This window comes from Aeromicrobium sp. S22 (assembly GCF_009661045.1).
Lineage (GTDB): Bacteria > Actinomycetota > Actinomycetes > Propionibacteriales > Nocardioidaceae > Aeromicrobium > Aeromicrobium yanjiei.
The window spans coordinates 1,525,968-1,540,566 of the sequence record NZ_WJWV01000001.1 but is presented as its reverse complement, the minus strand read 5'-3'; the positions used below and the strand labels follow the sequence as shown (position 1 = coordinate 1,540,566).

Annotated in this window: 8 protein-coding genes; all 8 read right to left on the bottom strand. The window is 64.1% G+C overall.

What is annotated here, in order from left to right; genetic code table 11:
* Nucleotide 1: 1 nt before the first annotated feature.
* Nucleotides 2-1,744, bottom strand: a complete 1,743-nt coding sequence (gene drmB, locus GEV27_RS07555; protein WP_153933802.1) for a DUF1998 domain-containing protein — start codon at nt 1,742-1,744, stop codon at nt 2-4.
* Nucleotides 1,734-4,835 (bottom strand): helicase-related protein, encoded by a 3,102-nt coding sequence (locus tag GEV27_RS07550; protein ID WP_309222094.1) that lies wholly within the window; start codon nt 4,833-4,835, stop codon nt 1,734-1,736. Before GEV27_RS07550 ends, drmB begins: the two co-directional genes overlap by 11 nt.
* A gap of 2 nt (nt 4,836-4,837) precedes the next feature.
* Nucleotides 4,838-6,613: a UvrD-helicase domain-containing protein gene (locus tag GEV27_RS07545; protein ID WP_153933800.1), complete on the bottom strand. Its 1,776-nt coding sequence runs from the start codon at nt 6,611-6,613 to the stop codon at nt 4,838-4,840.
* On the bottom strand, nt 6,600-11,210 hold the full coding sequence (locus GEV27_RS18240; RefSeq protein WP_153933799.1) for a sacsin N-terminal ATP-binding-like domain-containing protein: 4,611 nt from the start codon (nt 11,208-11,210) through the stop codon (nt 6,600-6,602). The genes GEV27_RS07545 and GEV27_RS18240 overlap by 14 nt, the downstream gene beginning before the upstream one ends.
* Nucleotides 11,211-11,293: 83 nt before the next feature.
* Nucleotides 11,294-12,379, bottom strand: a complete 1,086-nt coding sequence (locus tag GEV27_RS07535; RefSeq protein WP_153933798.1) for a DNA cytosine methyltransferase — start codon at nt 12,377-12,379, stop codon at nt 11,294-11,296.
* A gap of 9 nt (nt 12,380-12,388) precedes the next feature.
* Nucleotides 12,389-12,805 carry a very short patch repair endonuclease gene (locus tag GEV27_RS07530; protein ID WP_309222093.1) on the bottom strand — a complete coding sequence of 139 codons (417 nt, stop codon included), beginning with the start codon at nt 12,803-12,805 and terminating at the stop codon, nt 12,389-12,391.
* A 4-nt stretch (nt 12,806-12,809) separates the two neighbouring features.
* A complete protein-coding gene (locus tag GEV27_RS17560) occupies nt 12,810-13,433 on the bottom strand; it encodes a hypothetical protein (RefSeq protein ID WP_194944149.1) in 624 nt (207 codons plus the stop codon).
* 108 nt (nt 13,434-13,541) lie between these two features.
* Nucleotides 13,542-14,546, bottom strand: a complete 1,005-nt coding sequence (locus GEV27_RS07520; RefSeq protein ID WP_153933796.1) for an LLM class flavin-dependent oxidoreductase — start codon at nt 14,544-14,546, stop codon at nt 13,542-13,544.
* Between the last annotated feature and the right edge of the window lie 53 nt (nt 14,547-14,599).

Genomic DNA, 14,599 nt, shown 5'->3' with positions numbered 1-14,599 from the left:
TTCACCGGCGTGCAAGATCGGCGAAGAACCCAGCATCCGGCTCATCCGGCGTGCCCACGAGCAGCGCTCTGTCGAGGTACGTGTTGGCCACCTCGCAACTGGTCTCCGGAACGAGAAGACATGCGTGGCAGGCAGCCAGATTGAGCGCGTCCTTGCCAGCTGCCGTTGATTCGATGCACACCGGATCTGTCGAGCACCAGGACGCCCGGTCGATGCCTGACTTCAGCACAGCCCACAGCAGGTCTCCGTCGGCCTGCGCCGACAGCCCACCGAGGCTGCCAGCGGAGTCCGCAGACGCCGTGTAGATGAGCACGCCTGCCTGTCCATCGCCCGTGTAAAGGCGCTCCCGCAAAGACGCCGCCGGGTAGCCGGCGTCCAACGAGAGCTCGTTGATGAGAACGTGCGACAGCGTATGGAGGAACACTCTCTTGGCGCTGACTGTCGCAGCATCCTGGGCCCCGCCGTCCGAAGCTGCCTTCAGGTCCGATGCATGTTGCAGCATGGCGGTACGCCCGGTCACGAACGTCGAATCGGCCCACTCCTCGATCGCCTCCTCGTCGAAGTTCATGAAGATGCCTTCACCATGGACCTCGATCGCCGGCAACCACGCGCTGGGCTGCTGCGACAACTTGGCCACGTGGGACGACGCACCTGCGCCGTCACCGTCGGCCGGGGTTACTCGCGAGAACCCGTGCAAGGCACGAACTTCGCGCAATCGACTGACCTCGCACACCCTCGAGAAGATCCCGCGTGAATCGACCGGCAAGTCGTCGATCGGCTTGGCGACGAACTGCTGGTGAGAAGACTCCTCGGGGTAGCCGTCGAAGAGCGCCTTGAACTCGTCATCGCGCAGTTCCTGCTCCGTCACCGTCTCTGAACCGTCGAGCAACCCCTTCCGCTGCAGAACCGCTGAGATCACATCCTCGACCGTGACTCCCGAGAGAGCAGAAGCGACGAGCCCTTCGACCGTCGGCCTCAAGGACGGCAGCGGGATGTGCTCGAGGACCGGCCAGTACTTTCCGACCAGCTTGTGCACCTTGTCGGACCATGGAGGAATCGAAATCGCCGACCGGACGGCCGGAAACCAAACACTCGAGGAACCGCGCTGCATGGTCCGTGGAGTCTCCGAGCAGACCTCGTTCTCCGCGCCCTGGAGCCAAGGACGGCGGCCCGCACACTTGATCACGCCGACCATCGCTTTGGCGCCGAACGTGTTGGCCATCGTCTTGCGCTTCACGCCGCAGCTGCACGTCAGGACGATGTCGCGGAGCGACGAGCTTTCACCGAGGGTGGTGAGACGCATCTCGTGCTTCGCGCCCTCGGCATACTCCTGGTCGACGTGAAGCCACCGGAAGTATGGAAATTCGTCGATGTGCCCGGCTGTGCAGCTCACCACGAACCTGGACGGAGTGATCGTCCGGGAGCAGTCCTCGCAGACGTTCTTGTCGTACGTGCAGAACCGGAAGTGATCGTCCAGTCGCCGGCAGCTGGGGCAGTAGTGCTTGGACGGGAATCGGATGACGGGGACGTCTCGTTCCTTGTGGGAGCCGCTCGGCGGCAGGCGAAAGGTCTGCACCCCGAGCGATCTGGCCAGCCGAGGTTCAGGTATCTCGCGGCACAGGTCTACCCGCCAATCGTCGAGCCCGAGAATCATGAAGCTCTCGTCCTGGGCGGGGAAAAGTGCGCCGATCCCGTAGGTGGAGACCAGCTGAGTACGCCTGGACTCCGCAACGTTATTCGCCATTGGGGCCATTCTCCTTGCGGGCGGTGGGTACGAGAAAGAGATGCGACGTCGCGTCGACGTCACGAAGACTCGTCATCGTCGGCCACGGGGGCGCATCGACCGGATAGTCGAACTCCTCGTCGTCGATGACCGTGCTGGCATCTCTCAGCAGAGCCTTCTCCACACGTTGGAACCAACCCGGGTAGTGGGTCACCTGCCCCTCCGCAGCCGCATGACCCCAGGCGTCGATCAGCTCGTCGATCTGCCGCGCGAGGGCATCCGCTTCGTCGGGCGCGACGCACTCGCACCTTTTGAGGATGGTGTTCCTGGCCGATTGCAGACCGTCAGTCCATTCCGCGATGCGCCCCGCGGCCTTGTCCGGGCCGGCTCCCGACACGACTTGGCGTACCAGGGAGACGAGCATTCCGTGAAGCCCACGATCCCGGGCCCGCGCCGCGAACGGCGTCGCCCCGGTCGCCTCGACCTGTCGGTAGAGCGCCTGGTGATAGCTCTGAAAGAGCTCGTAGTGCGACAAGTCCCTCGACCGGGCCGCGTTGTAGAGCACGAGGACAAGACCCGGGAACTTTCGACCCACGCGACTGGTCGACTGGATGTACTCGGCGGTGGCCTGGGGCTGCCCCATCACAGCCATGAGCCCGAGGCGGTCGACATCGACGCCGACCGAGATCATGTTGGTGGCCAGAACCACGTCGGGCGACTCCTCGTCCGGCAAGCTGGTGCCGAGACGCTCGAGCGCACCCGGCACCTCCGATGAATCGATCCGAGAAGTCAGCTCCAGGGTGGAATCGTTCAGCTCACGCTGAGGCTGACCGTGGCGCCGCGCAATCACCTTCAGCCGATCGGGGACGTCGTCCTGAACCTGCATGAAGGCGCCACCGAGGACGCGGAGGCTGTTGAAATAGCCGAGCAACGTCCAGTAGGCGTCGCGCACGCTTTCGTCCGCCTCAAGCTCCGCCGCCGCTTGAAGGATCGCCGCATACACGCGGACCATCAAGGTCGTATGGCTGACGCTCGGCGACATCAGACCGACGTACAGCCGGTCACCCTTGACCTCCGGGGATGCTTCCACCGAGAAGTACGAATCGGCGGCGACGAGACCTGATGCGGGGAACTGTCGAGCACAGCGAGCGAATACTGCCTTCACCTGATCCTCGGCGCGACGAATCGTGGCCGTCGAAGCAACCACTTTCGGTCGCCCGACTCGAGAGCACGCAGCATCGACCGCGGTCTCGTACAGCCCGACCATCGTTCCCAGCGGACCGCTGATGAGGTGCAACTCGTCCTGCACGATCAGGTCGGGCGGCGGGTTCTGCCCGTCCGAGCCGAACAGAGCACCTGCCTGTTCTTTCCACGCCATCATCGCGAATTTGTCCACGGTGCCAATCACGAGCGAAGGTCGTTCCCGATAGACGTCCTCGTCGATCAGGTGAACCGGCAGACCATCGGCGAAGTCGCATGAGGCGTTCGGGCAGCGCACCTGGAGCCGGTCGGGCCCGCGCAGGACGCCATATGCGCTCAGCGGCAGATGCGTCCCACAAGCCGGGCAGTTGAGCAGTTGTCGAGGGTTGCCCTTCTTCGCGAACTCGTCGTTAGCCAAGGCCTTTAGCCCCGACCGAGCATCGTCGACGTTGTTCGGCGTGGCGCCCTGCCCGACCCACAACCCGAGAGAGATCGGAGCAGCGTCGGGCAGTTGTTGACGACGGATCGACTCCATCGCGCAGATCAGACCTGCCGCTCGTTCGAACTGCTGAATCGTGAGAAGACGCAGGGTGTAGCGCATCAGTACGGAGACTCCCCCGACCTGCGGATCTCGTAGCCGGCGCAGGAAGATCGAGTAGGCGATGAGGCCGAGGTACGCCTCGGTCTTGCCACCGCCGGTGGGGAACCAGAGCAGATCGACGGAGTCTCGACCCTCGGACTGCGGATCGGTGAGATCGGCAAGATTCATCAGGATGAACGCCATCTGGAACGGGCGCCACTCCTGGACAGACTGATCCGCTACCTCCTTTCCGTTACGCGCAAGATCCTGGCGATACCGCTGCAGCCGCATCGCCTCGTTCATCAGGGCGAACGCCTCGCCGGCTTCCTCGTTCTCCAGGAGAAGCGCAATACCATCGCGCATACGAGACGCCGCCAGCGCGGCCTCGGCCAGATGTTTCTCCGCTGCTTCACGCAGCTGGCCCTCGAGCGGGGCGGCCTCCGCCGTCCGGTCCGCAATCCATGTCTCGTATCCGGCGACCATCTGCTCGAGTGGCCGGACTCCGGTCTTCGCGGCGAAGTCCTTCATGAGCAAGGTCGACTCCCCCGAGCCCGCCGCCTCGGCGAGCGCGACTGCGTGCCGGGGGACGAACGTCGTCGTGACTCTTGTGACCCTGCCGGCCCCTTGTTCCCACTCGACGGAGCACCCGTGTCCGACCGCGAGGTCCCTGACTCCTCGGTACAGCAACGCATACGACGCCGCTTCCGCATCGGTGCCATGCCCTCGCGCCACGTTGCGATCGATGAACTCGCCGTCCTCGGCGGACAGTTCGATCCGAGGCTGGAACCAGCACGATCCGTCACGTTTGCCGGTGGCCGGGGGTGGCAGCGTGTTGATCAACGCCACGGTGATCGGGACGGACCCTCGAACCGCGCGGCGGACGAACACCTGGAGTTCGAGACCCTCGACCACATCGTGCTTCGTACGTCCGGCTTCGGTCGTCGACACGGTCACCGAATGGGCGGCGTCGACCGTCCGTTTCCACGACCCGCTCTCGTCGTCCTCGCCGTACAGGACAGCGGAAACGTCGATCGACATCTCCGGAGTCGCAGCCGTGTCGACCGCAACCGTCAGGCCCATCGAGGAGGGGTACTGACGGCGCGACAACGCAACCGCGGGATCGTATGTGTTGTCGGTGCCGTTCCCATCCGCAGCGTCCGGCACGTCGGGTTCGGCCTCCATGGAGCCTGCCGCCTGCGGGTGAAGGATCCCCATGACGAACCGATCCAGCGGTGCTTCGTCGAGGACATCGTCATCGGGCCCACCGACGAGGTCGGCGACGAGCGCGTCCACCAGCCGGCCACGCAAGTCGTACCACGGGTCCAGGTTCACCCTCATTCGTCCTCACCGTTCCAATCAAGTCTTGCCATGCCTGTCACCACTACTCCGAGCCAAAGGCTCAACACGTCAGGATGGGCGAGTTCCGGCCCACACCCTCGGGTCTCGAATCCATCGATCCGGAGGCCCTGGATGTGAGGCCAACCTCTGCCGGCCTTGCGGATCGAGCCCAAGCGTCTTTGCAGGTTGAACCCGAAGTCTTCGGAGGTGACACCGATACGTCGACCTCGGTGCTCGACGTCGTAGACGGGACGGGAAAGGTCCGAGGAGACCTTATTGAGGCGAAGGTCGACCTCGTCCCCGATCCTCGTCTCGTCGCGGATGTACTGAGACACGTCCGGGGCGCGGCCAGGATCGGTGTACGTGCGAGTGTCCGCCGGTCGGATCTCAAATCCGAACGTCTGCCACGCCTCGCGTCCCTGGAGAACCCATCGATCCGACATCTTGTCCCGGCGCAGGCCCCTGTCGAGATATTGGTCCACAGCGAATACCCGATCCCGTGAACGGGTCAGCGCTACGTACGCCTCCGAAGCATCATCGTTCGAAGCCTCTGCCGACAGCCAGCGACCGGTGTTGACCAGGAGTACGTTGTCGAACTCCAACCCCTTGCTGCGGTGGACCGTGGACACGACAACGTCCGCGTCGGCAGGCTCGAGGAGCTCAGCCGGGACGTCTCGCAGCGCGACGGCTCGTGCCAGACGGGCGACTTGGAGCGAGTCGCCGGTCTTGAAATCGCGTTCGGCTTGCTTGAGCAGGCGCCAGGCGTCAGCCGCAGAGCGGCCCGACGTGTCGTCCCACTGCTCCACGAACGCCGACCGCTTCATCTTGGACTTCGAGGCGTCGACCGCGCGCGCGACCCAGGCAGCCGCTCCCCGCTGCTCCGCCGAGCTCTGCAGGGCCGCCTCGACGCCGTTCGCTCGCAGCGAGTCTCGCACCGCGAGAGCAACTCCGTTGGTCTCGCACAGGAACGCCGTCCTGTTCGGGGCCCACTTCGACAAGAATGCGGGCATCTCACTGACGTCTCCCACGGTCGTGACCGAGGCCAGTTCACGTCTGACGACCTCGATGCGTCGTCGGTCCGGGAGTCCGTCGAGCTGAAAACCCAGCGATGCGAACCGGCGCGAGTCCTCGGATTCCGCACGGTAGTTCGTCCCGAGAGCTCTCAGCTCCGGCGCGAATTGCTGGTCCAGATATCCGAGGAACTGCCCCGACGTCACGCCACCGGTGTCCTTGATCTGGAAGTTGTAGATCGCCTGTTGCGGATCGCCGAGGACCGTGAAGCCGGCGTGCGAGCGCGTGGCACGCAGAATCTCCAGGACGAACTCAGCACGTACTCCGACGACGTCCTGAACCTCGTCAACGATCACGTGCTCGACCACCGCGAGCTCGTCGGACACGACATCGCGTCTCAAAACCTTCGTCGCTTGCTCGATGCGCCCGTCGAAGGAGCGTGCCGGCTCACCCGCCGACTCCTCAGTGGAGATGAGCCGTGCAGCAAGCGCGTCAAGAGTCCTGACGTTCGTGGCCCGCAGGGCTGCATCCTTGCCCGCGAGCCGACGTCTGATGGCGCTGACTGCCGCACGGGAGAAGGTCAGGATCAGGATGCCCTGAGAGGCAAGGACACCCCCGTTCGTCACCAGACTCTCCACCAGTGCAGCCACCGATTCGGTCTTGCCCGTGCCCGCGGGAGCAATGACCACCTGGCGCTCGCCAGGAGCAATCCCCGCCGCGGCCAGCTGGTCCTCGTCCAACGCGTCGTCACTGTTCAACATCGGAGTCCTTCTTCCACAGGTGCTCGAACTCGGTGAACGCGAGATCCGCCCCGTACTGCAGGACGTTGTCCTCGACGTTCACGATCTTGACCTTCTCCGAGCCTCCGTTGAGCGGTCCGCGGAGACCGCGACCGATCATTTGTTGGTAGAGGTTCGCACTGTAGGTCGGTCTCGTGACGTACACAGCTCGAACGGCGGGTGCATCGAAACCCTGGGCGAGGACGTTGTAGTTGGTGATGACCCTGACCCGGCCGGCCTTGAACTCGTCGATGTAGTGGCGTCTCGCGGCCATGTCGGTCTCCGCCGATATCGAGACTGCTGGTATGCCACGGAATGTGAGCAGCGACGCCAGCACACGTGCGTTGTCGACTGACGTCGCGAACAGCAGGACAGTCCAGTCCGGGGGCAGGGAAGCGACGGACTGCAGGATCGTCTCGTTCCGAGCGACGTTGGTGCCGAGCTTCAGCTGGACGCTTCGCGGGATGTCCTTGAACTTCTCCGTCTCGGCGAGTTCAGCTGCACTGAGCTCGATGTCAACCCCCTTGAGAATCTCCTGCTCCACATTGGCGAGCACTTTCTTCTTCTGGAGGTACTCGTACGGGTCACCGACGAACGCGCCCTCGTCGAGCCGGTTCTTGTCATAGCGTGAGGCCAACTGGCTGGTCTCTGCGACGTTCGTGTTCCTGAACGGCGTCGCAGTCAGTCCGATCAGAGGGCGCTTGCCTTTACGAGAGCGTCCTAAGCCCAGCCAGTCGAGCACCTCCGTGTACATAGGAGCCACAGAAGTGTGGGCCTCGTCCACGATGACGACGGAGTTCTCGGTGAGCCAGTCGTACGAAGCCTTGGGCTTGCACTTCAGGAGCTTCTGCGGTGTTGCCACGACGAGTTGGATGCCTGTGCCGACTTCTTCGACATCGTTGGTCGCCCACAAGCGACCGATGTGGAGCGGCTTGGAGGGTCCCAATGACCGCCAGATCACGGACCAAGTTTCGATCGCCTGCTCACACAGCTCGTCCGACTGCGCGATCCAGACCATGGGACCGCTCAGATTGCCCTCGGCAATCTCCTCGACGAGAGCCTGGACCGCAACCCGCGTCTTGCCCGCGCCTGTCGGCAGCGAGACCATCCCGCGTGCTTCCGCCGTTCCGCGCAGCATCGCCTTGATCTTGCTGGTCACAATGACCTGATAGTCATGAAGCGAGTCGAGTTCCGCGGGACCATCCACGCCGAACATGGCCGGTTTGAAATCGGACGCAAACCCTGCGAACTCCGCCGGGAAGCCGAGATCGGCCACGAAGCGGCGAGTCGACGAACCGCCGGCCCATTGGACAGGGGGCGTCAGTCCGCGATCCTCGAGCACCGCACGGAAGGCCTGGAGCGACCTCACGCCCAGCACGGCAACGGCCAGTCTGGCCAATTCGATCCCGGTCGGTTCTCGACCCAATTCTGCCCGGACCGACTCGAGGGCTGCGGCTGGGATATGACGTACCAGCGCCTCCTCACCCACCAGAAGGGCGAGCTTTTCCTCGACCCCTACGGCTGAGCGCACCGCAGCGACGACCTTACTCATCTCACGTGATCGCACGTGTTCGATGATCGAGAGGATCTCGTCGTCCGACATCTTGATCTGCAACTGCTCGGCCACGTCCCGTAGGGTCGCGCGCTCGTCGGACGCGGTCGTCAGCAGAACGTCGTCGTTCAAGTAGCTGGAGATCGGCCGGCTGCGGGTTCCGCTGTTGGTCACCGTCAAGAGTTCGATCGAGTCGCAGGGCTGCAGTTTGACTGACGCCGGCACGTCCCAGAGACGCAACTTCGGGTACATGTCGACGAGCACCTGGGGCTCGCCGACCGGTTCGAAAGCCAGCTCCTGCTCCAGAAGTGCTTTGCCGTTCTCCAGGCCCCAGGCCTCGATCAGCCTTTCGACATCCTCCGGCTCGCGAACCAGGATCACCGGACTGCGCTGCTCGACCAGTGAACGGAGATCCTCCTGGTTGGACACCACAGCCACGTCACGGGTCGAGACTGAGCGGGGCCGCTCACCCACCATGGCGATGAGTGAGTCCGGGGCTCCCGTCATATAGGCGCCCCACGCATACAGCAGGTTCCTTCGCTCCGGATCCCACGCCTCCGCCATTTTGAAGAGACGGCGCCACGTCGCCTCCCCCAGCGACTCAAGGTCGCTCGCTACGCCCACTTGTCTTGCGGTCTCCTCCGAGATGTTGACCGTGGGAAACACGTTGTCCGGTATGCCGTCGCCAGCCAGAAGGCATTCCTTGGCCGGAAACGGGCCGATCCCAGTTGCGAGAAACCCATGCTTGTGGACCCACCAGAGAACCGGGTCGCGGTATGTTCTCGGCTGGTAGGTCGCGACGGTGGCATGTCTGACTCGCCACGACTGCCCGGATGTCAGACCGAGAGCGATCTCCGTCATGATCACGCGCGCGGGTGGGGACAGCTCGTTCAACGAGTCAAGCGGCCAAGGGGGTACCGGCCCACTGGCGATGAGTTTGTCGACCGAGGGCTTCGCCCCCGTCAAGCCTTCGAGGTACTTCTCCTTGACGAGATCCTGGTAGGCCAGCAGCCAAGCCTCCTGCGGGACCTGCGCCCGAAGCACTGGCTGCGAAACGGCGCCGAATCGCTCCAGCAGCTCCAGATCTTCACGGTGGAAGTCGACATCAAGCGTGAACCGTTCGTCGCCTCGAGTTCCAGGCTTGATCACGCCGCCCGGAACGAACACGTTGCCCAACGGGACGAAGGAACCGACCCGGTTTCGAACTCGAAGGGATCCCTCCACCGGGTCCGGCAGTTCGTCACGCATCAGGTCGTACGCGACATCCTGAGAACAGTCGCGCGAAAGCGACCACACTGCTCCCCAGCTGATCTGTGCCGGGCTCTTGCCGGTCAACGCGTTTCTCAGTTCGCCGGCGCGATCCAGCAGTTTGATGCCGAGATCTTCCAGCGCCGAGACGACGCCGGGCAAGGCAGCCAATTCTGGATGAATGAACTGGAAGCCCTCCTCGTCCGCTGACGAACGCACGAAGACGCGACCACGCTTGGCCGGCGCGAGGCTCCCGTCCTCGAGCATGACGATTCGTGCCGATCGAGCCTCCTCGCCGAGGTCGCCGTCCATGGCGAGCTGCCGTACAAGATCAATGGCGATGGCCGAATTCGCGACAGTCGGCGAATGGAGCAATGCCTCCACCCATTCCTTGACGTTCGCGATGCTGTCTTCGGTGCCTCCGGCCAACAGACGTTCTGCTTTGGAGCGGCGCTCCGCGTTCGAGTCGACCGAGTGATGGACCCAACCGCTCGGGACGGGCACCACCGATGCCCACGTCGCGAGATGCGCGGGAGTGAGTCGGCGCGGATGGATTCTCAGATCGGCAGGACGCCTCAACGCGCCGGACACGTCAGGCAACGAGGCAACGGACCGGATCCGATCGATGATAGGTAGGTTCAGCTGGTCATCGGCCCAACTCCGGACTTCCCTCCCACGGGCCGGAAGCAGGTCCAATGCCCAAGCAGGGTCGTCGTGGTTATGGAGCTTGGGCCACTCACCAGCGATGAGAAGAGGCAACACCTCAGTGAGAATCTCGTTGTTGAACGAGCCGGGGAGAAGGTTCCGGCGATCATCGCTCAGCTTCCACGGAGCGTTGACGATTCCGGACAACGTCGTGCGGTCCTGCGTCGGAAAGAACGCCCAAAACTGTCCCTCCGCGTCCCGTCCACTCAGCGGCACGGCCCACGCGACGCCGATCGACTCCCGATGCGCAAGGTCGCCGGCGTCCTTGAGGGCGAGTCTGCCCGGCCGGTGGTCTCGTCGCGCCACTCGCCAACGGCTCTTCTCTCCAGCGTCAGACAGAACGATCTCGCCGTCCGACCGTGATGCGACCGAGATGACGCGGCGTCCGCGCGCCACGAGATCGATCAACTCCAGCTCCTTGGCATGCGGCGAGAAAAGTAGGAACGGAGCTGGAAAAGTCTTCAGGTCCGATGACAGCGGCGCGTAGCCGTCCGCGAAGGGGACCTTCACGACCGTAGTCGCCCACGACATGAGCTCGGCAAGCACCGGATCGGACGACGCTTCGAGGTGGGCGTCCAGCACACGAGCAATACGCATGATCGGGTATGACGGAGCGTCGGACACAACGGCCGAAATGAGCTCACGAGAATATGCGCGGTCGAACCCGAATGAGCCGGAGCGACTGAACACCTGGGGTGAGTCCGAGATGGCTACAACGGACTTGAAGCCCAGACCGAAACGACCGATCTCCTCGCCACGTTTGCGAGACAAATGAGAACCCATGAGCGCATGGACGCCCGCGACGCTCAACGGGCTGCCTTCGTTCGCGACATACAGGCAGGAGCCGTCGAGGACGACGCGGATGTTGCCGGGGCGACTGAGCATCGCGTCGGCGCCGTTCTGAATCAGCTCGTACAGCTGCTTACGCCCATAGCCGCCTTGCGCGATCCCCGCCTCGATCGCGGCGTCCTGCTCAACTCTGAGCCGATCTTCTCGGTACGTTCCCAGACAACGATCTGTTTGCTGCAGGACTTCTTTCGCAACGGCGCCGTCAGCGCCAACCCATTCCCCCACGATGCCTTGCTCCCCGTCGATCCCCTGTGTCGTACGACACGGTCATGTGTATCAACTGGGTGGGTCATTTACCGGTGGATCGTTCAACTCCTGCCGGGAATGGCTCGTTCGAGCCATTCGTCGTGGTGCTGGAGCAGAGCCGCCGCAATGGCGTTGGCGAGCGGCGGTGGCACCGCGTTACCGATCTGCTTGGCGATCGATACCTTCGTGCCGCACCACGAGAAGTCCTCGGCGAACCCCTGGATCAGCGCGGCCTCCGCATGCGTGATGGGCCGATCGGCGGTCGGGTGAAGGTAGCGCCCCTTCTCAGGCTTGAAGAATTCTGTTCGGATAGTGACGCTCGGTCTGTCGGCGTGCAGCCGGCCCATGACGTCTGCAGAACCCGACGTGTGCTTGATCCAGCAAGGTGCCTTTAGCTCATCAGGCAGATCCCGCCTGTCACCGCCCACGGGGATGGCCGCATACCTAGCCTTCGACAGCTCAGTAGGACGACGCGTGATGTGAATGTCCTGCAGCTTGAAAGGGCCCGGCACTGAGCGCCCGTTCAGGAACGTGCTGCTGATTGGAAGATCCGTTTCCACCACCGTGGTGCTCATGCCTCGCCAAGCACTCGAGACGGACCCCCCGACAGCACCGGTCGGTTTCAGCGGCACGCCAGGCTCGCCGCGCAAAGAACCGATGACGACCGCCCGGCGTCGATTCTGGGGTGCGCCGTACTCCGCCGCATTGACACGGAAAACCTCGATCTTGTATGCGGCAAGCCTCCCGTCCGACTCGAACTCGGAGGCGAAGTCCAAGAATTGCGGCGACTTCAGGAATTGCGGCACGTTCTCGAGCACGAAGTACCGCGGTTGGATCTTGGTCAGCGCTTCCACGTAGTGCAGCCACATCACGCTTCGCGGATCCGCGGGATCCTGCTTTCCCAACGACGAGAAGCCCTGGCAGGGAGGCCCGCCGACGACGATGTCAGCCGACGGAAGAGGACCGCCCACCCAATCAGCAATATCGCCCACGTGAACGTGCTGCCCGAAGTTCTGCGCGTAGGTCGCGGCGGCGTCGGCGTCCATCTCTACAGCTGCAACCGGATCCACCCGGCCAGTGGCAACAAAGCCAGCCGTCAGGCCGCCGCACCCTGCGAACAGATCTACCATCTTCATTCGCGGCGACATGCGCTGATTCTAGGCACTCCCAGCGTCACATCGGAGGCGACCCGCCGGCACCTGCAGCAGCGCCTCGATCCTCGTCACGGCGTCACCGACCGGCTCATGTTCCCAGAGCCGACAGACGGTCCAGCCGTCGTTCACCAGGAGGCTGTTCGTCTCCAGGTCACGCTCACGGTTGCGGTCGATCTTCAGCCGCCACCATTCGGCGTTCGATTTGGGCGACGTGGCGTGTGTCGGACATCCGTGCCAGAAGCAGCCATCGACGAAGATCGCAACTTTCTGGCCGGGGAACGCGATATCTATGCTTCGGCGCGGCGCCCCAGGTACGGGGTACCCGATGCGGTATCGATATCCGTCCGCGTGCAGCGCCTGACGAATCAGCATTTCCGGAAGCGTTCCCTGCCGCTTCTGAGCGCTCATTCGCCTCGACACATCTTCATGCGCCGGATCGATCGTTACTCACCTCCGAACGGTTGCCGCTCGTCTCGCTACCGGCGAGACGGGCCTCGTTCGACGTGCGGGCAGCGACGGCGGCAGCTACCGCCGTACGAAGTTCGACTTGATAGTTGGACCTGGGTTTGTAACCGGCGACGTACGTCAGCCCCAACTCGTCGAGAACCGCCGAGATGTTCGCGTACTTGAACTCGACAGCCCCACGGCTTCGGCCGGTCGCTTCCACTACTTTGCTGTTCTCGTCCACCTTGCGGTACGGGTCGCCGGCCAACTCGGCCTCCAGCATCCTGAAGTAGCTGTCCACCGTGACGGCGATCTCCTGGTCGCTCCACCCCTCGCGCCCCTTCTCGAAGGACGTTGTCTTCCGAACCAACGACCACGCGGCGGAACGGCCGCCGTCCATCCTTTCGAGCGTCCCCGAGTCGCGTAGTTTCTGGGCGGCCCAGCGCAGGTCGTACTGCCATGAATAGAAGAGATCGCCTGACGCGCGCAGATCTTCCTCGTGCTTTTCCCATACGGCGCGGGAAACCTCGATCACCGTCCCCGACCCACCTAGCGCCGTCAGCGCCTCGACAACCCATGGCATCAGTTGGTTCGACCTGCTCATGCGGACTTTTCTACCTCATCCCGACACGCAGGCGCAGATGAACGTCTCAGCCCACGAGTCGAGCGCAGCAGTTCTTTCTCGCAGTCCTCCCCGGCTCGTGGGCGAGGCTCATAACACTCCGGGTGACCCCGGTCGGCCCATGAAGACGTCAGCGAAGAGCTCCGCCGACCGCAGCCGCTGCTCGACCCGCGGGCTCTGGTGGGCGACGATCAGCTCGTCCGCGCCGGTCTGCTCGGCGAACTCAGTGACCTCCTTGAACACGAGGTCGGGGGTGCCGGCCGAACTGTAGGTCATCATCTGGCGCAGGTGGCCGCCCTGCGGCGAGGCGAGGATCTGGTCGGCCTGCTCGTCGGTGTACTTCGTGCCGGGGCGCACGAGCAGCGCCACGCGGCTGCGCAGCACCTCCTGCTGCTGGCGCTCGGCGTCGGCCTGGTCATCTGCGGCGAGGACGTTGAACGCCGCCATCAGGTAAGGCTTGTCGAGCTGCTCGGACGGCTTGAACTCGCGGCGGTAGAGCTCGATCGCGTCGTGCAGCGCGGCCGGGGCGAAGTGGGACGCGAAGGCGTACGGGAGGCCGAGGGCTGCAGCGAGGCCGGCGCCGAACAACGAGGAGCCGAGGATGTAGAGCGGGACGTTGGTGCCGTCGCCCGGGTATGCCGAGACGTCCGGGATGCGCGACTCACCGCGCAGGTACGCCTGCAGCTCGAGGACGTCCTCGGGGAAGGTATCGGACGACGTGGCGTTGCGCCGCAGCGCGTGCATCGTGTTCTGGTCGGTGCCCGGCGCGCGGCCCAGGCCGAGGTCGATGCGGCCCGGGTGCAGGGTTTCGAGCGTGCCGAACTGCTCGGCGATCTGCAGCGGCGAGTGGTTCGGCAGCATCACTCCCCCGGATCCGAGGCGAATGGTGTTGGTGTGGGCGGCCACGTGGGCGATCAGCACCGACGTCGCCGACGACGCGATCGCGGCCATATTGTGGTGCTCGGCGTACCAGACCCGCTTGTAGCCGGTCTTTTCCGCCGTCTGGGCCAGGGCGACGGTGCCCGCCAGCGCATCGGCGACGGACTGGTCGCGAGCGACAGTGGCAAGGTCGAGGATCGAGACCGGCACAGACATGAAACACCCTTCGTCGACAAGCGGGCGGCTGAGGAGCGCCGCCTTCTAGTGAT